The sequence below is a fragment of the Streptococcus sp. HMSC065C01 genome (genome assembly GCF_001813525.1).
Taxonomy (GTDB): Bacteria; Bacillota; Bacilli; order Lactobacillales; family Streptococcaceae; genus Streptococcus; species Streptococcus parasanguinis_V.
Window position 1 is genome coordinate 73,476 of record NZ_KV812846.1, and the last position, 24,253, is coordinate 97,728.

A 24,253-nucleotide genomic window follows, 5' to 3' on the forward strand; every position below is an offset into this window, starting at 1 on the left:
CCCTCAATCCTATTCTTTACTTTTTCCCGTACTCTCCGTAAGATCCATACCCACCGTATGAACCATACTCAGCAGCTTTAATGTTAAATTTATTGAGCACTACTCCTAAGAAAGGTGTGCCTGTTTGTTCTAATTGGTCCTTGGCCTTTTGGACAGCCTTGCGTCCATTGGCACCAGATTCTGTGATCAAGACAGTTCCATCACAGCGTTGGGCGATAATGGCCGCATCGATCACGACCCCGATTGGAGGCGTATCGACAATGATGTAGTCAAAATGCTCACGCAAGGCATCCATCATCACAGTGAAGTTCTTGCTTTGCAAGAGACCTGTTGGGTTTGGCGCGACCTGTCCAGACTCGATGATATCCAAGTTTGGAAAATCAGTCGCATACAAGATTTGGTCCAATTGGCTACGACCAGATAAGAAGTCAGTCAAGCCTTGGATCTTATCCCGACTACGGAAAATCCCTGTCATGACAGAGTTCCGGATATCACAGTCGACCAAGAGGGTCTTGTAACCCGCACGCGCAAAGGCAACAGCCAAGTTGGTTGAAGTGGTTGATTTCCCTTCATTTTCTTGAACAGATGAGATAGCGATGACTTTTAAGTCCACCCCACTCAATTGGATATTCGTCGCAAGGGCATTGAAGTACTCTTCTGCCTTCCGAATTTCTTGTAATTTGTTTTTTGAAATTTCTAACGTATTCATGCGATCCCCAGTCTACAGTTTCTTAATATCTGGCACAATACCAAGCAAGGTTAAGCCCATCAACTCTTCGATATCTTCTGGTCTCTTGACACGATCGTCCAAGACTTCTACTACGACCATGAGCACCACCATCAAGCCCGCTCCAGCAATAAAACCAAGAAGGACATTGCGTCGGATATTTGGTGAAGAAGGTGTTTGAGGCACTTCTGCTTCATCCAAGGTCGTAACATCTGACACCTTGGTTACAGAGATGATCTTTTCAGCTGCTACATTCCGAAGGCCATTGGCAATACGAGCTGCCTCTTTTGGATTTCCGTCCTTAGCCGTGATCGAAAGGATACGAGTATCTGTAGGAACGGATACACTGATCTTTTTCGACAACTCAGCAGGTGTCATATCGAGTTTCAATTCTTCGATGGCTTGACTCAAGACATTTTGAGAAAGAATGATTTCACGGTAGTCCTTAACCAAGTAAGAACCCGCCTGCAAATCAGAGTTTGTCAAGGCATTGTTGTCTTGGTTTTGACGACTGACCACGTAGATCCGGCTAGTACTTTGGTATTCTTTCTTGGCTAAAAAGGCACTGTAGCCAAAAGCTGCGATGGCAAAGACAAGAGCGACCAAAACGATCGAAAACTTGCGTTTCCATAGGGTCTTCAGCATAGCGAAAACATCAATTTCCACTGCTTGATTTTCTTGATTGTTCATTTCCTAATTACTCCTTCATGTGGATCTCTCCACCTGTTTTCTGGTTAGATTAATTCATCCGCTAACAAGAGTTCTTGATTGCTGACAAAGAGAGCTTGTGCTCGTTGTTCTCCGTATTCTTCCTTGATCAAGCGATAGGCTTCTGCCATATAAGGCGGTCGTTTATCCACATTGTGCATATCACTGGCAACAAAGTGCACTAAGTCTTTTTCTAAGAAGTACCGAGCTCGTTTTTTGAGTTGTTTTTGTTCATCCCAAAAGAGGCGAGGCTTGAGAACACTGGAACTATTGATCTGCATGTAGCAGCCCATGTCAATCATCTCTTGCACGCACTCCTCATTTTTCTCCAAGCACTTGTAGCGCTCGATATGGGCCACCACCGGTGTCACACCTAGATGGAGCAAACGGTCCAAGGCCGTATGAATCTCCTTGTAAGGTGTTCCCATGCTGAATTCAATCAGCGCAAAGCGCGTATCTGCCAAACGTGGAATGATCTTTTCTTCCAGTTTTTTCAAGACATCATTGGTAAAGTAGATCTCTGCCCCGTAATGAATCGTTAAATCTGGCGCGACCTCTGCCGCAATTTTTTTCACTTCTTGAAAATTTTCAGAAATCTTTTCTTCGGGAGTTTCAAACATCCCTTTGCGACGGTGAGAAGTGGAGATAATGGTCCGTACCCCTTGGCGATAGCTTTCTTCCAATAAGGCACGTGTATCTTCTCTTGTCTTTGGTCCATCATCCACATCAAAGACGATGTGCGAGTGGATATCAATCATTTTTCTTTTCCTTCCATTACTTTTTGAATGGTTTCTTTTGCCTTGGTCAAGCTGGCTTGATCCAACTCCATGACATAGAGGTTGTAACCAGGCATAGCATAAGACGGCAAGTCATTTCGTCCTTGACCGGTGATCGCTTGAGAAGTCACCTCATAAGAACCACCCGTTTCTAACTGGGTATTGATCAAGTTCATCATAGTCGGCAACTGCATATTGGTTTGGACAGAATCTTGGAGGTTTCCGATAATCTCATTGTAGTTGCTTAAGACCTTGGTAGAGGTCAACTTTCTGATAATGGCCGCAATGACTTTTTCTTGGTTTTTCCCACGGTCATTGTCGCCACCTTGAAGAGAGTAGCGTTCTCGGACAAAACCGAGGGCTTGCTCTGAATTCAAATGAACCTTTCCAACTGGGAAATGGAACTTGCCATGAAGGCTCGTGAATTCTTGGTCATTTTCCACATCGATTCCCCCTAGAAGGTCAATCAACTTGAGGAAGGAGGTGAAATTGAGACGAACATAATAGTTGAGCTTGATATCATAGAGATTCTCAAGAGTATGGATCGAAGCATCTACTCCGTAGATCCCCGCATGGGTCAACTTATCGTTCTGGTTGTTGCCACCATCTGCAATCGGTACATAGGCATCCCGTGGTGTCGTTGTCAATAGGACTTGTTTGGTCTTCCGATTGACCGTCATGATGATATTGACATCTGAACGTGAAACCGAGGTTACTGGGCCATAGGTATCGATCCCGCTGACATAGATGTTAAAGACATCCGCATTGGCAGACACCTTGCTCGTCGCTGCTACTTCTTTTCGAATCTTGTAGGAATAGATTTTCTTCAACTTCTTCGCATAGTCGGCATCTTCAGCAGCGATAGTATCTTCAAAGGTACTGTTGAGCACCATGGCAGAAGCATTCCCTTCTTGCAGGCTCTTATAGGCATCTAGATAAGTCTGTGCATCGACTACAGAAATTTCCTGACCCTTGGTCTTTTTGATATTGTCCAAGAGGACCGTGAGATTGGCTTCATTATTGTTGCCCTTTGGTGCCACCACTTCCTTGATTTCTTTGATGTCTTTGATGTCACTGTCTTTCTTGACATAGACAGCCATCTCAAACTCTGTATAGTTAGAGTGGCCATTGACATTACTCGTCAGATTTAGCAGCTGTTGACTAGCAAACAAAACTCCTGAACTAGCCAATAAGCCGACAAGAAGCAGGACCAAAGTTGTCTTTTTGGCCTGATTTTTGATCACAAACCAAGCTGACAAGAGCAAGAGAACAGCTAGTAGTACCATCACGAGAACATTAACATAGCGAAAAGCCAAGATGTTATTGGCCAACATGGTATAGGTCGCCCAACTCGCGGTCATAAGCAAAAAAATAAGCAATACGGAATTAACGATTCGCAATTGCCCCCACTTATGCTCTGAACGACGACTCCGTCTCTTTTGTGACATAAATACCTCCAATTAGTCCTAATTATATTTATTGTAACATATTTTTAGCAAAAAATGCATTAATTATCACTTTTTTGTCCATTATGGACACTTGGAAAGTAAGCGCTTTCTGAAACAAGCAAAATCCCTTGTATACTTATGCAGAGAATCCAAAAAACCGGGTGAAACACCCGGTTTTTGAAGATCCTACAAAAGATCATCCCGCTTGACTTGCTCAAAACTTTCCTTGCCATCATTGAGCTTGTCCCAGATGACAACCTTTCCTTCTTTCAATGATTTTTGAACATCAATAATCCGCTGGTTGGAAGACCCACGGAACTGCAACATGAGGTTGCGTTTGCTTTTATCATAGCGTCCATCGACCAGGATATCAATCAGCGACAAGAGCTCCAGTTTATCAGGCGTTTCTAACATCATTTCTTCCCAAGTGTAGCCTGTCCATGACCAGATGTCTTTTTCCGGCAATTCTTTCCGAATACGTTTTACAAGGGGTAAAAGAATACCTGTATTAAGAAATGGCTCTCCTCCTAGCAAGGTTAAGCCTTGAACATAGGGTTGGGCCAGATCGGCCATGATCTGCTCTTCTAACTCCTTGGTATAGGGAATACCAGCATTGAAAGACCAGGTCGCTACATTGTAACAACCCTCACAGTGAAACATACAGCCAGCCACATAAAGGGAGTTGCGCACTCCTTCGCCATCGACAAAGTTAAAAGCCTTGTAATCGATGATTCGCCCTTTACTCAGCTCCTCACTCTTCCACTCTCCTGGTTTTGGTGTATTCCATGTCATCCTTCTAGTCCACCTCTATCCAATACCGCTCCGTTCCATTACGAACATCTTCAAATTGACCGCCATTAGCTAAAATAACAGCTCGGCTGGCAGGATTTTCCGTGCTACAAGTCACCAGAGCACGATGAATGTTCTTTTCTTTAGCCACTTGCAGACCTTGATGAAGAGCTTCTTTTGCATAGCCCTTGCCCCTTTCAGAGGGACGGATGGAGTAGCCAATGTGGCCACCCTCCTCCAGGAGATATGCACTCAGGCGCAAGCGGAGATTGAGAAAGCCAACCGCTTGACCGTCTCTTGCAAAAGCGACTAACTGAACAGCAGGAACCCAACCTTCCGGAATTCCTAGCCCCATTTCCATGTCACGATTACTTTCCAACCAGGCTTCGTAAACAAAAGCTTCAGCATCCCAAAAGCCGCCGTCATGAGCCGATTGGGTCTCTTCGAACTCTGCCACCATGCTTAGAATGGTTTCTTTATCTGCTAAAGTTGGTCTACGTAGTTCCATCTTTACCTCCCCCCATACGAGAAAAGCGAGAGCGGACTCTCACTTCACAACATAAACAATCATTTTTAATAAAATGAGTTAATAAATACTGAATCAATAAGGTGACGCTTATTTATTAAACTTTTTTTAGAATCCCGTGGGAAAAATGCCTGAAACTAACAAGTTTCAGGCATCCGGAATTATTGAGACCCTAGGCTCAATAATTAGTCATGGAACTTCTTCGAAGTTCGCTGACGTCCGTACCCACCCAAGGAAAGTCTCAAAAGAGAATTTCATCTTCAATATGAAGCGAGAACTCTCACTTTTATTTTTTCTTAGCCTTTTTTAGAAATTGTTCTCTCAGGCTGGCTACTCGGTCTTTTTTATTGATTCCACCCTTTGAATGCTTCTCGTGGAATCGTTGAACCTGAGCCTTGCCTTTATCATCTAATTGGTATTTTCCCATAATGTCCTTTTCTAATCTGTCACTTGGTGTCCAGCTGATTTGATAGTGGATCCATTCATGTGTTTGACCCGTGCAGCGATTTCCTTATGACGGCCATTGACCATGGGACGAGCTTGCGGGTTTCCTAGATAACCACAGGTCCGTTTGACCACATCAACCGTTTTCGGATCGCTATTACCACAGTTTGGACAAGCAAATCCGCGCTCAGTCGGCGTGAAATCTCCTTCAAAATCACACTTGTAACAACGGTCAATCGGCGTATTGGTTCCGAGATAACCGACCCGGTCATAGGCATAATCCCAAACCGCTTCAAGGGCTTTTGGATTTTGTTGGAGCACAGGGTATTCACAATAGTGGATAAAGCCACCAGACGCACCTGCTTCAGGATAAACTTTCTCAAAATCCAACTTCTCAAATGGCGTTGGGTTCTTACGAACATCGTAGTGGAAACTATTGGTGTAGTATTCCTTGTCTGTGATATCCGGAACCTTACCAAATTTCTCCGTATCTAGGCGACAGAAGCGGTCTGTCAAGCTTTCTGACGGAGTCGAATAGATAGAGAAGTGGTAATCATACTGGTCAGACCATTCTTCCACACGCGCTTTCATATCCTTGATGATATCGATCGTGAATTGTTTGGCTTCTGAATTGTGTTCCCAATTTGGACCATAAAAGACGGTTGCGACTTCATAGAGTCCGATATAGCCCAGAGAAACAGTTGCTCTGCGATGACGGAAGAGCTGATCTACCTGGTCATACTTGCCCAAGCGTTTTCCGAAAGCCCCATATTGGTAGAGAATCGGCGCATTAGCTGGTGTCGCTTCTTTGGTGCGTTCCACCCGGTAAACCAAGGCATCTTCAGCGATGTTCATCCGTTCATTAAAGATTTGCCAGAACTTCTCCTTGTCTCCGCCTGATTCCAAGGCAATCCGAGGTAAATTGACTGTCACAACCCCTAGGTTCATCCGGCCAGAATTAACTTCCACACCATTCTCGTCCTTCCAACCTTGAAGGAAAGAGCGACATCCCATCGGCACCTTGAAGGAGCCTGTCAACTCGACAATCTTGTCATAAGACAAAACGTCTGGATACATACGCTTCGTTGCACATTCCAAGGCCAATTGCTTGATATCATAGTTAGGAGTTCCAAGTTCTAGGTTGAGCCCCCGCTTAAGGGTAAAGATCAGTTTTGGAAAGATAGCGGTCCGATGTTCCGATCCAAGTCCCTTGATTCTGATTTCCAAAATCGCCTTTTGGATTTCCCGCTCGAAGCGATTGGTCCCAAGACCAAAACCAAGCGAAGTAAAGGGAGTTTGTCCGTTTGAGGTAAAGAGGGTATTGATCTCATATTCCAGCGATTGCATGGCATCATAGATATCTTTTTGAGTCTTGCTCCAAGCATAGTCCTCCTGCTTTTCAGGAAGCACCCACTCTTTGGCATCTGCCAAGTGTTTTTGGTAGTTCTTTTCTGCATAAGGGGCCAGGACCTCATCGATCCGGTCAGCTGAGCACCCCCCGTACTGACTAGAAGCTACATTGGCAATAATCTGCGAGATTTGAGCCGTTGCAGTTTGGATAGACTTAGGACTTTCTACTTCTGCATTCCCAATCTTAAAGCCATTTCTGAGCATGCCTTCAAAATCGATCAAACAGCAGTTGGTCATCGGTGTATAAGGGCTATAGTCCAAATCATGGTAGTGGATATCCCCTTTTTGGTGGGCATTGGCTACGTGTTTAGGCAACATTTTAAGACCAATAGACTTACCAACGATCCCCGCCGTCAAATCCCGTTGCGTATTAAAGACATCGCTGTCCTTATTGGCATTTTCATTGACAACCGCTTGGTCCTTGTTGAGGAGTTTTCCAATCGTAAAGTTGATATCCGTCGCTTTTGAGCGCTCAAAATCCCGCTGAGTCCGATAAGTAATGTAGCTCTCAGCAATCGCATATTCGTTGGCTTGAAGCAATTCATGTTCAACAACGTTTTGGATCTCATAGATCTTCACGCCATTTGGAAAACGTTCCAAGATCTCTGCGATCACACGATCGACAATGGCTTCTAGTTTGGCTTCCATCACTGGAGTGAGAGAAGTCACTTCTTCTGTCGCCTTCAACAAGGCTTTATAAATTTTTTCAACATCGAATTGAACACGACGGCCATCTCGTTTTTCAACAAAAATATCCGGGGCCATTCTCAGTTTTTCTTCTCTCAAGGTGATCATACCAAACATGCCTCTCTTCATTTATTTACATACAAGTTGTATTATACCACTCCAAAAATAAAAATCAATATCTTGTGGTGAAAATTCTAAAAAACTTTCTAAAACACAAGATATTGATTTTCTTAAGAGCGTTGATAGAGTTTGAAATGACGGTATTTCTTCTCAACCAGACGATAATTTTCTTTGAGCAAGTCCTTCATATTGGAGGTCAACTCCACCTGATTGTTGACCACAATATACTTCGGTTCAGACCGATCGATTTGTTGGATCACATTGGTCCGATTTTCATTAATTCCCAGATAAGACATTGGGGTCAATAAGGCAGAAGCTGCCAAACGATCACTTTCTTGATAGAGAGTAGCTGTCGCATCCCAAGCATAAATGGTATCTTTCGACTTGGTGTGATTTTTAATGTAGCTGGCAATAGCGCTCCGTTCACTGGATTGACCAGACTGAAGCACAACATCTTGAACCACCGGATTCGCCAACAGATAGACAAGGGCTACTAGCGGTAAGAAAACTTGGCTTGTAAAGTAAGCGGCCCAAACTTCCTTGTTTTTCTTCTTCCGACCACGACGTTCGATCCCATCGTTTTCTTCCCCATCTCGTGAGAACCAGATCGCAAACAAAGGAAGAACAAATGGCAACATTGGCAACAATTGGTAAGCGCCTTGCTCCGGAAGACCAATAGACACGATGAGGACTACCAGGCTACCTGCCCATCCCATAAAGCGGAAGATCCGGCGAGCACTGCTATTTTGCTTCGTAAAGGACATCAAAAAGGCAGAGACCAGACCAAAGGCCAGCGCCAACAGTCCATAATAAATGGCATTACTGAAGGTCTGTCCATTGCTAAAATTCAAGGCATTAAAGACATAGGTTACTTGGTTAATGGCATAGCCAAAAGTCTGATTCAAAACGGTGATATAGCCAATTGGATAAAAGACGAGTGAAAAACCAAGGAGAGCTGCTAGCAGTTGATAAAAGCCACGCGCCCATCTCTTCTGCTTGATGTTAAAGGCTGTTAATCCAAGGAAGGCCAACAAATAAAACAAGGCACTGGTCATCGGATCAATCAGGAAAGCCACAGCTGCAATCGCACCATAAAGGATAAAGCCTTCATCCTTACGATGCCCAATCAAATAAGCCAAAATGAAATTCATGCTGGCAAATAGGATTGGAAGGCTAAAGAGAGTCACATAAGTCCCTCCAAAACCAAGGCCTAACACCAAGAAATAAAAGAGTAACTGGACATTCTTCGCTGTATCTTTATCAGACACCAGCAAGCGCACAACCCGATAGAGGTAAGTCCCCGCAAAGAAGAGGGCAATCGCTTGAAGGATCATCAAGATCCAATGTCCACCAGCTAAACTTCCCAACCAGTTGATTGCATAATAGAGCAGACCATTGGTTCCGTAAAAATCACCAAACGGTACTTGACCCTTGGTCATTGCCCAGCCAGCATACAAGTTTTGAGATTGTTGATTGGTTGCAAAACGGGTTAAAAATGGCACCCCGACATGCAGTAAACTAATCAAGAGACTCAACACAAAAGGAATCGCTAGGGGCACTGGACGCTTGGATTGACGACGGATCGGCTCAACTGCCACATCTGCTTCTAGCTCTTCCGTATTCTCTTCTACCTTAGATGCTTCCGCTTTTGCCGCTTCAACTCCCGCCTTACGCGAACGACGACTCATCCGACTGAGCGTTTGCTCCGCTTCCTGTTCAGATTCTTGTGTAGGTTCTGCTACTGCTTCTGGCTTGGCATCACTAATTTCCTCTGATGCCTCCATTGCAACCGGCTCCTCCAAGACTTCTGCCTGCTGGCTATGAGTCGGCTCTTCTTCACGAAAGACTGATTTATCTAGCACTTCGCGAATTTCACGTGTATCCTGAAAACTGTCTCCCACGTGAAGCCCTAACTTTTTCGAAGTCATTTCTTGCTCTTTTTCGCTCATTCTTTTTCCTTTTCTTCGCTATTCCTCTGCTCTTTCCTTTTAGAAAAAAGCCCATTATCTTCTCTAGTATACCAAATTCTGCCGACCATGTCAGCCTCTTGCCACATAGTCCTATGGAAAAAGAGTCAGGCATCTCGATTCCTGACTCTGATTTTCGTTTTTATACATTTACAACATCGGTGCGAACAATTGCATAATTTCCTTGATTAAGCTTTGGTGCCATGTAAAGCGGAAGGTATCCTCTGTAATTTCTTGAGACACTTCAAAGATATGGTCAAAGTCCTCACGAATCTTTTTCAAGGCAGGCGTCCGATACATCCAGACAGCATTTTCATAGTGATGGACCAAACTGCGGTAATCAAAGTTAATCGACCCTACAACCGCCATTTCATCATCGGCAAGAACTTGCTTACTGTGGACAAAACCAGGTGTGTACTCATAGATTTTCACACCAGCGTCCATCAGATCCAAGTATGCCCCACGGGTTACGATTTGGATCAATTTTTTATCCGGAATATACGGGGTCACGATGCGAACATCCACCCCACGAAGGGCCGCATTGCGGATATCTTCTGTCAAATCATAATCGATGATCAAGTAAGGAGTCGTGATATAGACGTAATCCGTCGCCTGGTTAATCATATTTTGATAGACTGTCTTTCCAACCTGCGACTTGTAAATCGGTTTTGGTCCACTCCCATAGGGAATGTAGAGCCCTTCTCCTTCGACCGCCTTATTTTCAATATGGTAGCGGTCAAAATCCTCGATTTCCCCACGGTTGATGTACCAGTTCATGAGGAAGAGTCGCGTTAAGGCCTTAACAGCTCGTCCATCTAAACGAATGGCACTGTCCTTCCAGTGACCAAACCGCTCAATGTGGTTGATGTACTCGTCTGCCAAATTGACACCACCCGTATAGCCGATCTGGCCATCAATGACCAAGATCTTACGGTGGTCTCGGTTGTTATAAGCCACTGTTAGACGGGGGATCACCTTGTTAAACTTATGGGCATCAATCCCCATCTTTCGCAATCGTTTGGTATAGTTCCCAGCCAAGGTTGCCATACAGCCGATGTCGTCATAAAGGAGTTTGACTTCGACCCCCTCTTTCACTTTCTGCTCTAAAATCTCTAGGATACTGTTCCACATCAAGCCCTCATCAATGATGTAAAACTCGATGAAGATAAATTTTTTCGCCGCTCTCAGATCCTCTAGTAGTTGCTCATACATCTCCTCCCCTAGAGGGTAAAAGGTTGATGCCGTCCCATTGTAGAGATCCGCATTGTGATCCATGGATAAAATCGACTTGACCAAGCCATAAACCGCCTTGCTTTCTTGCTTGAGCTCCTTACGCAACTGATGACTATTGTCCTCTCGAAACTTCATGGACTCCATATTTTTCAGCTGGATCATTTCCTTTTTGGACAAACGTCGCTCTCCAAACATGAGGTATAAAAGCGATCCAAAGACAGGAATGACGGCAATCAAGAGCCAGGTCACCTTATTTTCAGGCGGGGTATTTCGATTAACAATAGCTAAGATTGTCGACACATATAAGAGCCCAATGACTGCAACAGATAGCCAATGAGGGAACCATCTATTGAGCCAGAAGAAGGCCGCAAAGGATGCCCATAGTTCAAAGCCCATAAACAAAATACTAAATCCATATTTGGACATTAATAGACGTAATTTTCTAAAGGTCACAGCATCCTCCTTTTTTCTTTCTACTAGTATACCAATTCTTTTTACCCGTTGCAACGACCAACCAAGCCCCTTCTAGACAAACAAAAAGAGAGTGGGACAAAAGTCCTAGCCTCTCAATTATTTTTGGTTTGTCGAGCAAGACGCAGTGGTTGAGCGAGCTCTACTACACTGGTTTCGTCAGCTTTTTCAACCCTACTCAACTTTGCGGAGGTAGGACGACGAAATCGAATTCTAACGAATGACCAATTTCTGTCCCACTCTCTCTTGTCTCGTCCCTTATTGCTTGGTCAGGACAATAATTCCTTGATCATCCTCTGCTTGTTCCAAGTCTTCTAGCGACAACTGATTTCCTTCGATCCGATAGCGATAAGGCTCATCTCCGATACGCATGGATTGATTGACCGGATCAATACTAACCTCTTTGGCCTCTTCTTCTCCATCAGCATCTTGCACCGTAAACGTGCCTTTTCGACCCGTCACCACCAAGAGGATCGTATTTTCCTCGTCCTGTCCACGATAACTGCCATCTATGGACACCCCTTCTTTCTGTTCTTCACTCGCTGACGTCACAGTCTGTGATGAAGCAGACGTCTGTTTGCTCGAAGTCTGTGTCGCTTTTTCTTGCTGGCTACAAGCAGTCAGGAAAAGGGCTACTGCCAAGGTCATTATAGACATGATTTTTTTCATTAAGATCGACTCCTTTCGCCATAACCGTATACCATCTACCACCAGTATACGCCAAGAAAGTCTTTAGGTCAATTGTTTACCCCTCTAATAAAAATGCCCTTACTTCCGCAATAAAATACAAGGATCCTGTCACAAATAAGACTTCATCTGAAGGACTCTGATCCATAAATTCTTTGATATAGGCCTTGTAGTCAGCTACATAGGGCAGGTCTTGTCGGTCGCCTTGTGCCACCACTTCCCCGTAATGGAAGGTCGTCAAAATCAATTCAGCTTCCGGCAATCCCGCTTGAAGCGTTTGGAGCATCCCGCTATAATCTTTTCGCTTGAGGGCTCCAAATAAAATCTTCACGCGCTTTCCTGCTAAGCTATTGGCAAACTCGATCAAGCGCAACATAGCATGTGGATTATGGGCGCCATCCAGATACACCTGGTCACCAAACAACTCTAGACGTCCCGGCCACCGCGTCTCTTGCAAGGCGTGCTTGACCTGATCTATATCCACTTCTTGATCTAGGCCCTCCATATAGAGGAAAAAGGCCTCCATAGCTACTGCAGCATTTTCCCGTTGGTAATCACCCTTCAAGCCCAGAGATGGCAAGACAAGTTCCACACGTTCATTCCAAAAACGGTCCTGCTCTAAGCCAAAATCTTTCTGGAAGGCGTGGAGAGCCACAGCCAATTGCTCCGCTTTTTCTTGACAAACAGCTATAGCATCATCCGACAAGGGACCCACCACAGCTTTCTTGCCCTTCTTAAAGATCCCTGCCTTTTGCTGGGCGATTTCCGCAATCGTCCCTCCCAGTGTTTCCTGGTGATCGAGGCCAACCGAAGTGATCACTGCGATTTCTCCTGTCACTACATTGGTGGTATCTAGTAACCCTCCGATGCCAACTTCCAATAAGACCACGTCCACTGCTTGTTCCTTAAAATACAAGAGGGCCATGAGGCAGATAATCTCAAAATAAGAGAGTTGGTCTTGGGTTTGAAGTAAGGTCTGCTCCATTTGTTGGACTTCTTGGCCAATCCGAGTAAAATCTTCATCTGAAATCGGCCGATCCCCAATACAAATCCGGTCATGGATACTGATCATATGAGGAGAAGTAAAGGTCCCAACTTTCTTTCCGTGAGCCATCAATAATTGACGCAGAAAGGCGATTGTGGATCCCTTCCCATTGGTTCCTGTCACATGAAGGATCGGATAAGCCTTATCCGGCCTCCCTAAAAGGCTCACTGCCTGCTCCATACGATCCAGTCCCGATCGAAAATTCAGACCGATCCGACTATTCATCCATTGCTCAATCTTATTCACATCTTCCTCCTAAAAGAAAAAAGCGACAAAACCTCTTCTGACGTTTGCGCTCCTTTCTTTCGTAGTTATTTCTTTCTCATTTTTACAGCAAGTCCATCGGACTTCCTGCTTTTTCTTGTTTCTTGAAGCAGGGCTAAAAACATCCCCCGGACTTACCAACTCTTTCTAGTTTCTAGGAGCTGGGCTAAAAACGTCCCCCGGACGTTTTTACTCCTCCATAAAGCTGTTGAAGACTTCTTCGATCATATCCCATTCTGCATCTGAGTCTTCTGGGATTGGTTGAAGGTCGCCTTCTGTTCCGTCTTCGTTTTCTGTAAATGAATAAGCTTGGATTTCAACTTCGCCGTTTTCATCTTCTTCTGCATTTGCAGGGATCAAAAGGACATAGTTTTTCCCAAATTCTTCTTTGCCATCAATGGTCAAAAGAATTTCAAACAAGGTTTCATTTCCTTGTTCGTCCACCAATGTGATTAATTCACGTTCTTCATGGTCGTGGTTATGATCATGTGCCATACTATTCTTCCTCGTTTTCTTTCTAAAAATTGCGATCTAAATAATTTTGTAAAATAAGCTGCGCCGCTAACTTATCAATAACTTTTTTGCGTTTGCTACGGCTAATATCTGCTTGCTCAATCAACATCCGCTCTGCAGCAACTGTTGTCAACCGTTCATCTTGGTAGTCGACTGGCAACCCAAACTTTTCAGCAATCATTGCGCCATAAGCCTGACTGGCTTCCACACGCGGTCCGCTTGTGTTGTTCATGTTTTTCGGCAAGCCCACAACAAAACGGTCTACCTTGTATTGAGCCACTAATTCGGCCAAGCGCTCCAAACCGAATTCTTTTTTGTCTTCATCGATTTGGATGATTTCAAGACCCTGAGCTGTAAAACCGAGAGGATCACTCACAGCAACCCCGACGGTCTTTGAACCAACATCCAATCCCATAATTCTCATTAGAGGTCTATTCCTTGCCCTTTCAAATAATAACGTACCAATTCTTCCACGATCTCATCTCGTTCATATTTACGAATTTGGTTCCGTGCATTATTATAACGAGGTACATAGGCAGGATCACCACTGAGTACGTATCCTACGATTTGATTAATTGGATTGTAGCCTTTTTCATCCAGTGACAAGTAAACATCTTTCAAGGTCTCGCTAATTTCCTTACGATTTGAATCATCAAGATTAAAACGTACTGTTTCATCTGTAAATCCCACAAGAACACCCTCTTTCCTTAGAATATTACTATTATACCATAATCAAGAGTTTTCCACAATGGTCAAGCCCTTGATTTTACAGCTTTTTCAAGCATTTTTGAGCTATTTCAGTTAAACTGTTTTTTTATTTTTGCTCACTTGCTCCAGCATTGATAAGATTGTCCGCAAATTGACTCGGTGTCAACTTCAACAACTCTGGTAAGTGATTGTTTTTGAAGTAGGTCATACCTTCAGCCTTCTTCACATCCATCGCTTCAAAGTCATAGGTGATGGTTACCTTGTATTCATTCTCATTTTCCAAGGTCAAATCAGCTGTGAAACCTGGCACTGTCAAAGCTTCTTTAAAGGCATCATCCTTATTAAAGGATTCTCTCAATTGCTTTTGCGCTTCCTCTACTCCAACCTGTTGGATCCCTTTTTTCAACTCCTCATCGGTTGCCGTCACATTGATGGTCTCCAATTTTTTAAAGGTATTCCCCACATAGGTGACGATTTGCGTCTGTTGTGTCCCCTTGTCATCTTTTGGAAAGACAAAGGTTCTAGTGATGACTTTATTTTCTTCAGCTTTTTGCAGGATACTCTTATTATCCTTTTGCAGTTGCTCTGCTTTTGCTTGGATTGCCTTTTGTTCACTTGAATTTGGCGTTTTCGCTTGTTTTTTTTGACCGCATCCAGTCAAACACAAGGCAAGTGCACCCAATAAGAAGATTTTCCTTTTCATTTTCCATTCCTTACTAGTTATTGTTTTCTAAAATATTGTATCATAGATTTGGTAAAATGGCGCAGTAAACTGCTTTCCATTTCGATTTTTAACAAGAAAAAATCAGAAACAAATTGTTTCTGATTTTCAATCGTTTTAAAGAGCTGCACGCATCCGCGCTTCTGCATTTTCTACATTTCGAACTGATCGTGGCAAGAAGGCACGAATATCATCTTCTTTGTAGCCCACTTGGAGACGTTTGTCATCTACCAAGATCGGACTTTTAAGAATACGAGGTGTTTCCATGATGATGTCAATGACTTCATTGACACTCAAGTCTTCAATGTCCACTCCTAGATTTTTAGCGTATCGATTTTTTGAAGAGACAATACTTGCCACTCCATTTTCAGTCTTTGTAAGGATATCCAATAATTCTTCTTTGGTGATCCCTTCCTTACCGAGGTTTTGTTCTTTATAGGTTAGCTGATGAGCGTTGAGCCAAGTCTTTGCTTTTTTACAGCTGGTGCAACTTGACACTGTATAAATTTTAATCATGCCTGCACTCCTTTCGCTACACGATAATACTATCGTATTAAATTATAACACAAAAACCATCAGTCTAGCGACCTATTTTGAAAAAAATTAATCTTCAATTTCAATCGCGTCATCTAAATCTAGAGTTACTTCTTCTACGACAGGAGCTGCTTCTTCAGTTTTATCAAGGGTTTTCACTGCTTCGTCTTCTTCGATCAAACCAAAATGAACCCGAACCTTGTGGTCGATTTCGTCAAAAATTTCTGGGTGGTCAGCCAAGAATTTCTTAGCATTTTCAGATCCTTGACCAATTTTTTCGCCATTATAGGAGTACCACGCACCCGCTTTTTGGATGATATCCAAATCTGTTGCAATCTTCACCAATTCACCTGTACGTGAAATTCCTTCCCCGTACATGATTTCAACCATGGCTTCTTTGAATGGTGGAGCTACCTTGTTCTTCACAACCTTGATCTTGGTTTCCTTACCAACGTTGGTATCTTTTTGGTCCCCAGTCCCCTTGATTTGAGTATTTCCACGAACATCTAGACGGACAGAAGCGTAGAATTTCAGGGCACGACCACCAGGTGTGGTTTCAGGGTTCCCAAACATGACCCCAACTTTTTCACGCAATTGGTTGATAAAGATAGCAATGGTCTTGGTCTTGTTAATAGAAGCTCCAAGCTTACGCATCGCTTGGCTCATCATCCGCGCTTGCAAACCAACGTGGCTATCCCCGATATCGCCATCGATTTCTGCGCGTGGGACCAAGGCCGCAACAGAGTCGATAACGACCAAATCAACGGCACCAGAGTCAATCAATTTACCAGCAATTTCAAGTCCTTGTTCTCCTGAGTCTGGTTGAGACAAGAGGAGTTCATCAATATTAACCCCAAGAGCTGCAGCATAAGATGGGTCCAAGGCATGCTCGGCATCGATAAAGGCAGCAATGCCTCCTTCTTTCTGTGCTTGCGCTACTGCATGGAGGGCAACGGTTGTTTTACCAGATGATTCTGGACCATAGATTTCGATGATCCGACCTTTTGGATAACCACCAGCACCCAAGGCAATATCAAGCGCCAAGGAACCAGAGCTCATGACTTGAACTTTTTGCTCTGCGCGTTCACCCAAACGCATGATGGATCCTTTACCAAAGTCTTTTTCGATTAACTTCAGGGCATCGTTGAGCGCTTTTTCACGCTCGTCTCCAAATTTCTTAGAGATATCATCTAATTTTTTCTGTTTTTTCGCCATTCTTTTCTCCTATGTTTTTGCTATACAGGAAATACATGCAACTCACTGACGTTTTCCGTCCTTTGAAAGGCACATTTCCTATCCATCTTTAGAATTATTCTTCATTTGGCACAAGCTTCATTATACCAAATTTTCACCATTTAATACAGCCAAGCGCACCAAATTAAAGGCATGAAGGACTGCAATTTCGCGGACATCAGCTCGGCTACGTCCGGCGATATTGACTTGGACACTATCCACTCCATTTGGAGTCGCAAGTCCGATAAAGACGGTCCCTGCTGGGTGCCCTTCTAGACTATCTGGCCCCGCAACTCCGGTCAGGCTAACACCATAATCGGATCCTGTTAACTTACGGGCCTGTGAAGCCATGGCTTGAGCTGTAAAATGAGACACCACTCCATGTTGCTCTAACTCTTGAGCTGGAATAGACAACATCTTGCTTTTTTCTTCCAAACTATAGGTGACAAAACCACCCGCGAAGATGCTGGACGCCCCTGAAAAATCTGCCAAAGTCGCTTGGAACAGGCCAGCCGTCAGGCTTTCTGCAGCTGTAATGGTCTTACCAGTCCCTTTCAAGAGATCAAAGGCAACCTTGGCCATCGAATTGTCATCTCCATAACCGTAAAACAACTCTTGCAAGGGTTGATGATCCAGAGTATGACGGGATAAGATTTCCTTTTCTAAGACATCGAGCTTCGCATCCGCTGAGGCTTGATCCTTCGCCTTTGTAGATAGACGCAAGGTTACTTCTCCCGTCTTGGCATAAGGGGCAACCGTCGGATCACTCTGCTTTTCAATGATATCTGCTAGGATCGTAACTAGCTGGCTTTCCCCAATCCCAAAGAAGCGCAAGACTCTTGAAAAAAGCTCTTCCCCTGTTGTCAAATGAGGCACCAATTGTTCATTGACCATGGGTTTTAACTCACTTGGTGGACCAGGTAGAACGACATAGGTCACACCATTGACTTCAATCAAACCTCCAACCGCGAGACCTGTACGGTTTTGAAGGGGGATTGAACCGGCAATCAATTGTGCTTGTCGCTCATTATTGGGCGTCCGGACATAATCAGGGCGACTGGCAAAGAAGGTGTCGAGTTTGGCAAGCGCTGTTGGATCAAAAACCAGTTCTTTCCCTAAGAACTTAGCAAGGGTTTGCTTGGTCAAATCATCCTCTGTTGGCCCAAGTCCACCACATAAAATCACCAAATCACTGCGTTTTGAAGCTGTCTCAATGGTCGAGAAGAGACGACCTTCATTGTCTCCTACCGCCACATGATAATAGACATCAATCCCTAAACTAGCCAATTTTTCAGACAAGAGCTGAGCATTGGTGTTGACAATTTGTCCTGTTAGAATTTCCGTTCCAACTGCAATAATTTCCGCCTTCATGGTGCCTCCTACTTATACTATTCGTAATTTTCATTTCATTTTAACACAATTTCCTAAATTATTAAAAAAACAGATTGAAGATAAAGTCCATTTTGGACAACTTTCTTCAATCCTTTTCTTTTAGTGTATAAAGTAAAAACTCTTAGAAATACCATTACATCAGCATGCCTAAGACTTTTAACTATGTGGCGATCAACTTCTAAAAGGGCTATTTTCTATTGTTGATAGAGCTTATCTCTATTCTGAAGAAACCATATCGAGTGGTTGCTTTTTTACTACTTTCTTGATCTAAATGTCTTCTTGTGGCTCTAATTCTTGTTGTTTCCCCTCATCTTTTGTGATACAATAGCATCAATTTTTTCTAGGAGGTTAATATATGGCTTCTACTATTGGTATTATAAGTTTATCTAGTGGGACTATGGGTGAAGACTTTGTCAAGCACGAAGTGGACTTGGGGGTCCAACGACTCAAAGACCTCGGACTCAATCCTATCTTTTTACCTCATTCACTAAAAGGCTTAGACTTTATCAAAGAACATCCCGAAGCTCGTGCGGAGGATTTGATTCAGGCATTTTCTGATGATAGTATCGACATGATCCTATGTGCCATCGGTGGAAACGATACCTATCGCTTGCTACCTTATCTTTTTGAAAATGACCAACTACAAAAGGTCATCAAACAAAAGATTTTTCTTGGCTTCTCGGATACGACTATGAACCATCTCATGTTGCATAAACTAGGAATCAAGACTTTTTACGGGCAATCCTTTTTAGCAGACATTTGTGAGTTAGACAAAGAAATGTTGCCATATAGCCGCCACTACTTTAAAGAATTGATTGAGACTGGAAAAATCTCAGAAATTCGCCCTAGTAACGTTTGGTACGAGGAACGGACTGATTTTAGTCCCAAGTCTCTGGGAACACCTCGTGTCAGCCATGCAAATACAGGTTTTGACTTGTTACAAGGCAATGCTCAGTTTGAGGGAGAAATCCTAGGTGGTTGTCTTGAGTCTCTCTATGATATTTTTGACAACTCTCTACATGCAGATAGCACAGACCTCTGCCAAAAATACAAACTTTTCCCTGACTTATCCGACTGGGAAGGAAAAATCCTCTTGCTAGAAACCAGCCAAGAAAAGCCCAATCCTGAAGACTTCAAAAAGATGTTGAGGACTTTAAAGGAAACTGGTATATTCGAGGTCATCAGTGGACTCTTGGTCGGAAAACCTATGGATGAAACTTTCTATGACGACTATAAAGAAGCACTTTTGGATATCATCGATAGCAATATCCCGATTGTCTATAATCTGAATGTCGGCCATGCAACTCCAAGAGCAATTGTCCCCTTTGGAGTCCACGCGTATGTAGATGCAACGGAGCAAGTCATCCACTTCGACTATAACAAATAAAGCTGGGAAGAATTTCTCAGCTTTTTTTCTATATTCTCAGATACTCTAGTTACCTATACTCACTAATCACCGTTTTTCCATTCACAATCATTCTCATGGTCATCAACCAGGCCTGCTGCTTGTAGGAAGGATAAAACTGCGACTGGTCCGGTGAACTTAAAACCACGTTTTTTAAGGTCCTTGGCTAGCTTCTCAGAAAGAGCTGTCTTCGCTGGAATCTGCCGGTAAGCTGGAACATCATTGACGATGGTTTTCCCATCTACAAAAGACCAAAGATAAGCATCAAACGATCCAAATTCCTCCTGGACTTGTAGAAAGGCTTGAGCATTGGCCCGTGTCGCAAAAATCTTTGCACGATTGCGGATGATGGCTGGATTGTCTAACAAAGTTTCCAGTTCAGAGTCGGTCATCTCTGCGACGCGTTGAAGGTGGTAACCATGAAAAGATTCTCGGAAAGCCTGCCGTTTATTGAGCACCGTTTCCCAAGATAGACCGGCCTGATAAGTCTCCATACAGAGCAACTCAAAAAGCGCTTGGTCCTCATGTAGGGGCTGTCCCCATTCTTCATCGTGGTAGGCTACATAGAGCGGGTTATTCATTTTAACCCAGCCACAACGTTTTGGCATAGACTTCTCCTATTTCACCAACATCTTAAGGGCAGACTTGATATAGTTTTCAGCAGTATCAGAAGTTCCTTCAAAGAATTTCTTGATTTTCTTGAGTTCCGTTGCCTTGTAGCCCAATGCCAACATGGCTTCCATGGCTTCTTCAAGGGCTTGGTTTTCTTCTACAACTTTGGCTTTGGACTGAGCCGGTGCATCTTCTAGATCAAGATTGATCTTACCTTCTAGGTCCAAAACCATCTGTTGGGCTGTTTTCTTGCCGATCTTCGGAAACTTGGTCAAGTAAGTGATGTTCTTGCTTTCGATGGCTTGGACAAGGCCTGCATTGTCATCTGCAGCAATGATAGCCAGAGCTGAGACAGGTCCAATCCCAGAGACTGAGATCAAGTTTAAAAAGAGCTGTTTCTCTTCTTCGGTCGCAAAGCCATAGAGAAGGTGAGCGTCTTCCCGAACCACTTGGTGCAGATAGACGTGCACCTCTTGATTCATTTTACCAGAGTAGGCATAGGGATTGGCCACATGCAAGAGATAGCCGATCCCAGCTGTCTCCACCACGATGTATTTGGCGGTGATTTTTGTTAAAAATCCTTTAATGTATTCGTACATAATCTTCCTTTATTGTTTGATTAATATTTGCCCAATTCCCGTAAACTGGTGTGATTTTCCTGAATGCGTCGGAACATCTTTTCCATATCTGACTTGGTAAAGTTAACCAAAACCGGACGGCCATGAGGGCAGTTATAAGGGTTGTCACATTGGGACAGTTGGTAGATCAGATCGCGTGCGGAGTAATCATCCAGCGTGTGGTTGGCCTTGATGGAGCGTTTGCAGGACATCATGATGGCCAACTCAGCCCGGTATTTCTTGATGGACACTTCCTTGGTCAAAAGGAGCATATCACACATTTCATAGATGCCCGACTCGATCTCTTCTTCCTTCATCCAGATCGGATGCTCCCGTAAGATCAACTGGTTAGCTCCGTATTCTTCTAAGTAGACGCCCACTTCTTCTAAGAGGTGCTTGCGCTGTTGCAGGCGGATCAGATCGTCTGTAGGGAACTCAAAGATATAAGGCACCAGCAGTTGTTGCTGACTGCCGTCTACGTCCCCGATGCTCTCCCGGTATTCTTCGTATTTGACCCGCTCTTGGGCCGCGTGCTGGTCAATGATATATAGGCCCCCATTTCCTTGGGCAAAGAGATAGGTTCCATGCATCTGACCAAAATATTCCAATTCTGGGAAGGTCGAATGTTCTTCCCCATCCAACTTATCATAGGCCTTGTCTAGACTAGCCAGATCCAACTCTGGGTGATCCAGTTCATCATAAACCACAGTCTTTCTTTCCGCAAACTTGATCGCGCTTGTTGGTTTTTCTACGGTGTTTTCTTGGCTTGTAGAATCAGCAGTTAGCTCATCTGCTAGAGGCCGTTGAGGATCTGCCACTTCTGGTCGAAGTTTGAAATCTCGACTTTCTCGGTCATAATAGAGGCGGTTTTCTTTTAAAGGCAGGGTCGTCTGTACTGCCTTTTCTGTTCGACGAATAGTCGACTTGGCTAGATTTTCTAGAGCATCCGGAATCAGGTTCTGCTCTTTCAAAGCGTTCGCAATAGCCTGGGAGATCAAGGCCATTAGTTCTCGTTCTTTGGAGATGCGAACCTCTTGCTTAGTGGGGTGAACATTGACATCCGCTAAGTAAGGGTCGATCTGGATATTAATGATCGCGAGCGGGAAGCGGCCCACCATGAGTTTACTGCCGTAGCCGTCTAAAATAGCTCGATTGAGCAAGAAATTCTTGATGTAACGGCCGTTGATAAAGAGACTGATGTAATTGCGATTTGCACGAGTCAATTCAGGCAAAGACACAAAGCCCGTCACTTCAAAATCTAGGTCGCGATTTTCAATAGCCACCATCTTCTTGGCAGACGCCAGGCCATAGACACCCGCAATCGCTTGCCGGAGATTGCCCGTCCCCGCTGTTTTGGTCATTTCTTTTCCATCATTGATCAAGGTAAAGGCAATCTCAGGATGGGCCAAGCTCAAGCGGTTTAGAATATCCACGATATGGGATAGCTCTGCCTGCTGGCTCTTTAAATACTTGAGACGAGCAGGTGTATTAAAAAAGAGATCTTCCACTGTGATCTTGGTCCCGACAGGGCTTGTCGCTAGCTCTACTTCCTCAATTTCGCCACCCTTTGCAACCAATTTGGTCCCGTGGGCAGCTCCTTCTTGCGCCGTCAGAAGGGTTAGAATACTGACAGAAGCAATGGAAGGCATGGCCTCACCACGAAAACCAAGTGTTCGAATACGAAAAAGATCCACTTGACTCTTGATCTTACTGGTCGCATGTCGACGGAGGGCCAAAGCGACCTCATCATGCGCAATTCCTTCCCCATTGTCTGTAATCCGAATCGACTTCAATCCTGCTTCTTCGATTTCAACAACGATCTGGCTAGCCCCAGCATCGATCGAGTTTTCAACCAACTCCTTGACCACGCTAGCAGGTCGTTCAATCACTTCACCTGCCGCAATCTGATTGGCTAGGACTTCTGGCAATTCAATAATCTGTGACATGTCTGCTCCTTTACCTATTTTTTCACCGATACATGTAGCTCTATTATACCACAGATCTACAAGACTCCCTTTCTTAAAAAATAGAGGCTGTCCCCATCTTCTTCCTTAAAAACCGCATAGGCAAAGAAAACGACCACATAGACAAATCCCCTTGTCTTCCCTTTGGAAAAAGTGTTTAATAGTAGTGTAAAGAAGGAGCCGGGCTAGCAGGCCAACCGACTTTACCCAAAGGAGGGAGAAAATATCTTATGAAAGTTGAAGTACACATTGATTCCCACTTCCAAGAAGAAACGGTGATGATCACAGCACCTGCACTATCTGCGCGTGTAGAGAAAATCCGTGACTTTGTGGAAGAATTGGATCAAAAAGGGCGCTTACGTGCCAAAAAGGATGGGGAAGCTTACCTGATCGAAAGCCAACTATTCCAACGTTTTTACATTGAAAATCGGCAAGTAATTGGCGAGACCATGACAGATCAATTTATTCTGACTGGACCACTCTATCAGCTATCTGAAGACTTGCCGACCTGCTTTCTCAAAATTTCCCAATCTGAAATTATCAACACAAAAGAAATCGATCACCTGCACTTTACCAGTGGAGGATCGGTGCAAATCTATCTTAAAAACGGGAGTCTGACCTACTCCTCCCGTCGTTACTTGAAAGCCATTAAGGAGAAATTATCATGCTAAAACAATCTTTTTCTGACGCCCTGAAAGGCATTCTCATCGGGCTCATCCTATCCATTTTCTTTTCCTACCTCTTCTCACCTGAGTTGTACCTTCCCTTAAGTCCCAACTCTGCAGTCGGTCGCTGGATGTTCTTGCATCATGTTCACGGCTCACTGGTCATGCTCTATTGTGCCCTCGTTTGGGGTGCGATTGGGGTCCTCTTTAGCTTCGGAAGTCTCCTCTTTCAAAAAGACTGGAGCCTCTTACGGGCTACTCTGAGCCATTACCTACTCATGTTGCTTGGCTTTATTCCTCTAGCTACCTTAGCCGGCTGGTTTCCAGCACGACTCGGATTTTACCTCTCACTCGTTGTCGAATTCACCCTCGTTTACGTGATCATCTGGTTGGTCTCCCATCATTTTTATAAAAAACAAGTTCAAGAAATCAATCAAAGCATTGCTAACCACTAAGCAAAAAGATCCTCAGTGCTACGAGGATCTGAAAGTAGAGATAAACTGTTCCTTTATACAAATCTAATAAATTCTATAAAAAATATACTCGTTATAGTTGTTCAATCATCTACTGAAACTTTCCGCTGTGAG

Annotated in this window: 25 protein-coding genes; 3 read left to right on the forward strand and 22 right to left on the reverse strand. The window is 43.9% G+C overall.

Annotated features, from left to right (window positions below):
* Positions 1-16: 16 nt before the first annotated feature.
* From HMPREF2918_RS03775 to HMPREF2918_RS03860, 19 genes are all read right to left on the reverse strand, one after another.
* Positions 17-709, reverse strand: coding sequence for a tyrosine-protein kinase (locus HMPREF2918_RS03775; protein WP_021154082.1), 693 nt, complete (start codon positions 707-709; stop codon positions 17-19).
* A 12-nt stretch (positions 710-721) separates the two neighbouring features.
* Positions 722-1,417 (reverse strand): Wzz/FepE/Etk N-terminal domain-containing protein, encoded by a 696-nt coding sequence (locus tag HMPREF2918_RS03780; RefSeq protein ID WP_070594632.1) that lies wholly within the window; start codon positions 1,415-1,417, stop codon positions 722-724.
* Positions 1,418-1,461: 44 nt separating this feature from the next.
* Positions 1,462-2,193: a capsular polysaccharide biosynthesis protein Cps4B gene (gene cps4B / locus HMPREF2918_RS03785; RefSeq protein ID WP_070594633.1), complete on the reverse strand. Its 732-nt coding sequence runs from the start codon at positions 2,191-2,193 to the stop codon at positions 1,462-1,464.
* Positions 2,190-3,659, reverse strand: coding sequence for an LCP family glycopolymer transferase CpsA (locus HMPREF2918_RS03790; protein WP_070594634.1), 1,470 nt, complete (start codon positions 3,657-3,659; stop codon positions 2,190-2,192). Before HMPREF2918_RS03790 ends, cps4B begins: the two co-directional genes overlap by 4 nt.
* Before the next feature lie 186 nt (positions 3,660-3,845).
* Complete coding sequence (gene nrdG / locus HMPREF2918_RS03795) at positions 3,846-4,451, reverse strand: anaerobic ribonucleoside-triphosphate reductase activating protein (RefSeq protein ID WP_070594635.1); 606 nt, start codon at positions 4,449-4,451, stop codon at positions 3,846-3,848.
* A gap of 4 nt (positions 4,452-4,455) precedes the next feature.
* Complete coding sequence (locus HMPREF2918_RS03800) at positions 4,456-4,956, reverse strand: GNAT family N-acetyltransferase (protein ID WP_024055168.1); 501 nt, start codon at positions 4,954-4,956, stop codon at positions 4,456-4,458.
* A gap of 304 nt (positions 4,957-5,260) precedes the next feature.
* The gene (locus HMPREF2918_RS11050) at positions 5,261-5,401 is read right to left on the reverse strand and encodes a hypothetical protein (RefSeq protein WP_024055167.1); all 141 of its coding nucleotides are present in this window, start codon (positions 5,399-5,401) and stop codon (positions 5,261-5,263) included.
* A gap of 11 nt (positions 5,402-5,412) precedes the next feature.
* Complete coding sequence (gene nrdD / locus HMPREF2918_RS03805) at positions 5,413-7,623, reverse strand: anaerobic ribonucleoside-triphosphate reductase (RefSeq protein WP_024055166.1); 2,211 nt, start codon at positions 7,621-7,623, stop codon at positions 5,413-5,415.
* 122 nt (positions 7,624-7,745) lie between these two features.
* Complete coding sequence (locus HMPREF2918_RS03810) at positions 7,746-9,584, reverse strand: MFS transporter (protein ID WP_049515848.1); 1,839 nt, start codon at positions 9,582-9,584, stop codon at positions 7,746-7,748.
* A 168-nt stretch (positions 9,585-9,752) separates the two neighbouring features.
* The gene (gene cls / locus HMPREF2918_RS03815; RefSeq protein WP_049515846.1) at positions 9,753-11,288 is read right to left on the reverse strand and encodes a cardiolipin synthase; all 1,536 of its coding nucleotides are present in this window, start codon (positions 11,286-11,288) and stop codon (positions 9,753-9,755) included.
* A 276-nt stretch (positions 11,289-11,564) separates the two neighbouring features.
* Positions 11,565-11,975, reverse strand: a complete 411-nt coding sequence (locus HMPREF2918_RS03820; RefSeq protein WP_049515005.1) for an SP_0198 family lipoprotein — start codon at positions 11,973-11,975, stop codon at positions 11,565-11,567.
* A 76-nt stretch (positions 11,976-12,051) separates the two neighbouring features.
* Positions 12,052-13,284, reverse strand: coding sequence for a bifunctional folylpolyglutamate synthase/dihydrofolate synthase (locus HMPREF2918_RS03825; RefSeq protein ID WP_070594636.1), 1,233 nt, complete (start codon positions 13,282-13,284; stop codon positions 12,052-12,054).
* Between the two features lie 207 nt (positions 13,285-13,491).
* Positions 13,492-13,797: a DUF1292 domain-containing protein gene (locus HMPREF2918_RS03830; protein WP_003001941.1), complete on the reverse strand. Its 306-nt coding sequence runs from the start codon at positions 13,795-13,797 to the stop codon at positions 13,492-13,494.
* A gap of 22 nt (positions 13,798-13,819) precedes the next feature.
* A complete protein-coding gene (ruvX, locus tag HMPREF2918_RS03835; protein ID WP_023919889.1) occupies positions 13,820-14,239 on the reverse strand; it encodes a Holliday junction resolvase RuvX in 420 nt (139 codons plus the stop codon).
* Entirely contained in the window at positions 14,239-14,505 is a 267-nt protein-coding gene (locus HMPREF2918_RS03840; RefSeq protein ID WP_003002070.1) for an IreB family regulatory phosphoprotein, read from the reverse strand. Before HMPREF2918_RS03840 ends, ruvX begins: the two co-directional genes overlap by 1 nt.
* Before the next feature lie 124 nt (positions 14,506-14,629).
* Positions 14,630-15,226, reverse strand: a complete 597-nt coding sequence (locus tag HMPREF2918_RS03845) for an SP0191 family lipoprotein (protein WP_031576799.1) — start codon at positions 15,224-15,226, stop codon at positions 14,630-14,632.
* Positions 15,227-15,361: 135 nt separating this feature from the next.
* Positions 15,362-15,760: a transcriptional regulator Spx gene (spx, locus tag HMPREF2918_RS03850; protein ID WP_003009108.1), complete on the reverse strand. Its 399-nt coding sequence runs from the start codon at positions 15,758-15,760 to the stop codon at positions 15,362-15,364.
* 87 nt (positions 15,761-15,847) lie between these two features.
* Positions 15,848-16,993 carry a recombinase RecA gene (gene recA / locus HMPREF2918_RS03855; RefSeq protein ID WP_024054712.1) on the reverse strand — a complete coding sequence of 382 codons (1,146 nt, stop codon included), beginning with the start codon at positions 16,991-16,993 and terminating at the stop codon, positions 15,848-15,850.
* A gap of 120 nt (positions 16,994-17,113) precedes the next feature.
* Positions 17,114-18,382, reverse strand: a complete 1,269-nt coding sequence (locus HMPREF2918_RS03860) for a competence/damage-inducible protein A (RefSeq protein WP_070594637.1) — start codon at positions 18,380-18,382, stop codon at positions 17,114-17,116.
* 376 nt (positions 18,383-18,758) lie between these two features.
* On the opposite strand from HMPREF2918_RS03860, the gene HMPREF2918_RS03865 reads away from it, so the two are divergent.
* Positions 18,759-19,790: a S66 family peptidase gene (locus HMPREF2918_RS03865; RefSeq protein ID WP_070594638.1), complete on the forward strand. Its 1,032-nt coding sequence runs from the start codon at positions 18,759-18,761 to the stop codon at positions 19,788-19,790.
* 62 nt (positions 19,791-19,852) lie between these two features.
* Here HMPREF2918_RS03865 and HMPREF2918_RS03870 read toward each other — a convergent pair whose 3' ends face one another.
* Genes HMPREF2918_RS03870 through mutL form a run of 3 tightly spaced genes read right to left on the reverse strand, consistent with a single transcriptional unit; the run spans position 19,853 to position 22,983 of the window.
* Complete coding sequence (locus HMPREF2918_RS03870; protein ID WP_070594639.1) at positions 19,853-20,416, reverse strand: DNA-3-methyladenine glycosylase I; 564 nt, start codon at positions 20,414-20,416, stop codon at positions 19,853-19,855.
* 9 nt (positions 20,417-20,425) lie between these two features.
* A complete protein-coding gene (gene ruvA, locus HMPREF2918_RS03875; protein ID WP_070594640.1) occupies positions 20,426-21,019 on the reverse strand; it encodes a Holliday junction branch migration protein RuvA in 594 nt (197 codons plus the stop codon).
* Positions 21,020-21,039: 20 nt separating this feature from the next.
* Positions 21,040-22,983 (reverse strand): DNA mismatch repair endonuclease MutL, encoded by a 1,944-nt coding sequence (gene mutL / locus HMPREF2918_RS03880; RefSeq protein ID WP_070594641.1) that lies wholly within the window; start codon positions 22,981-22,983, stop codon positions 21,040-21,042.
* Positions 22,984-23,231: 248 nt separating this feature from the next.
* On the opposite strand from mutL, the gene HMPREF2918_RS03885 reads away from it, so the two are divergent.
* Positions 23,232-23,672: a LytTR family DNA-binding domain-containing protein gene (locus HMPREF2918_RS03885; protein WP_070594642.1), complete on the forward strand. Its 441-nt coding sequence runs from the start codon at positions 23,232-23,234 to the stop codon at positions 23,670-23,672.
* Positions 23,666-24,121 carry a DUF3021 domain-containing protein gene (locus HMPREF2918_RS03890; protein WP_024054970.1) on the forward strand — a complete coding sequence of 152 codons (456 nt, stop codon included), beginning with the start codon at positions 23,666-23,668 and terminating at the stop codon, positions 24,119-24,121. The genes HMPREF2918_RS03885 and HMPREF2918_RS03890 overlap by 7 nt, the downstream gene beginning before the upstream one ends.
* Positions 24,122-24,253 lie beyond the last annotated feature (132 nt).

What these genes read in the sequence shown, in the direction of transcription:
- HMPREF2918_RS03775 (WP_021154082.1), bottom strand. Translation starts at nt 709, where the DNA reads ATGAATACGTTAGAAATTTCAAAAAACAAATTACAAGAAATTCGGAAG.
- HMPREF2918_RS03780 (WP_070594632.1), bottom strand. Translation starts at nt 1,417, where the DNA reads ATGAACAATCAAGAAAATCAAGCAGTGGAAATTGATGTTTTCGCTATG.
- cps4B (WP_070594633.1), bottom strand. Translation starts at nt 2,193, where the DNA reads ATGATTGATATCCACTCGCACATCGTCTTTGATGTGGATGATGGACCA.
- HMPREF2918_RS03790 (WP_070594634.1), bottom strand. Translation starts at nt 3,659, where the DNA reads ATGTCACAAAAGAGACGGAGTCGTCGTTCAGAGCATAAGTGGGGGCAA.
- nrdG (WP_070594635.1), bottom strand. Translation starts at nt 4,451, where the DNA reads ATGACATGGAATACACCAAAACCAGGAGAGTGGAAGAGTGAGGAGCTG.
- HMPREF2918_RS03800 (WP_024055168.1), bottom strand. Translation starts at nt 4,956, where the DNA reads ATGGAACTACGTAGACCAACTTTAGCAGATAAAGAAACCATTCTAAGC.
- HMPREF2918_RS11050 (WP_024055167.1), bottom strand. Translation starts at nt 5,401, where the DNA reads ATGGGAAAATACCAATTAGATGATAAAGGCAAGGCTCAGGTTCAACGA.
- nrdD (WP_024055166.1), bottom strand. Translation starts at nt 7,623, where the DNA reads ATGATCACCTTGAGAGAAGAAAAACTGAGAATGGCCCCGGATATTTTT.
- HMPREF2918_RS03810 (WP_049515848.1), bottom strand. Translation starts at nt 9,584, where the DNA reads ATGAGCGAAAAAGAGCAAGAAATGACTTCGAAAAAGTTAGGGCTTCAC.
- HMPREF2918_RS03820 (WP_049515005.1), bottom strand. Translation starts at nt 11,975, where the DNA reads ATGAAAAAAATCATGTCTATAATGACCTTGGCAGTAGCCCTTTTCCTG.
- HMPREF2918_RS03830 (WP_003001941.1), bottom strand. Translation starts at nt 13,797, where the DNA reads ATGGCACATGATCATAACCACGACCATGAAGAACGTGAATTAATCACA.
- ruvX (WP_023919889.1), bottom strand. Translation starts at nt 14,239, where the DNA reads ATGAGAATTATGGGATTGGATGTTGGTTCAAAGACCGTCGGGGTTGCT.
- HMPREF2918_RS03845 (WP_031576799.1), bottom strand. Translation starts at nt 15,226, where the DNA reads ATGAAAAGGAAAATCTTCTTATTGGGTGCACTTGCCTTGTGTTTGACT.
- spx (WP_003009108.1), bottom strand. Translation starts at nt 15,760, where the DNA reads ATGATTAAAATTTATACAGTGTCAAGTTGCACCAGCTGTAAAAAAGCA.
- recA (WP_024054712.1), bottom strand. Translation starts at nt 16,993, where the DNA reads ATGGCGAAAAAACAGAAAAAATTAGATGATATCTCTAAGAAATTTGGA.
- HMPREF2918_RS03860 (WP_070594637.1), bottom strand. Translation starts at nt 18,382, where the DNA reads ATGAAGGCGGAAATTATTGCAGTTGGAACGGAAATTCTAACAGGACAA.
- HMPREF2918_RS03865 (WP_070594638.1), top strand. Translation starts at nt 18,759, where the DNA reads ATGGCTTCTACTATTGGTATTATAAGTTTATCTAGTGGGACTATGGGT.
- HMPREF2918_RS03870 (WP_070594639.1), bottom strand. Translation starts at nt 20,416, where the DNA reads ATGCCAAAACGTTGTGGCTGGGTTAAAATGAATAACCCGCTCTATGTA.
- ruvA (WP_070594640.1), bottom strand. Translation starts at nt 21,019, where the DNA reads ATGTACGAATACATTAAAGGATTTTTAACAAAAATCACCGCCAAATAC.
- mutL (WP_070594641.1), bottom strand. Translation starts at nt 22,983, where the DNA reads ATGTCACAGATTATTGAATTGCCAGAAGTCCTAGCCAATCAGATTGCG.
- HMPREF2918_RS03885 (WP_070594642.1), top strand. Translation starts at nt 23,232, where the DNA reads ATGAAAGTTGAAGTACACATTGATTCCCACTTCCAAGAAGAAACGGTG.
- HMPREF2918_RS03890 (WP_024054970.1), top strand. Translation starts at nt 23,666, where the DNA reads ATGCTAAAACAATCTTTTTCTGACGCCCTGAAAGGCATTCTCATCGGG.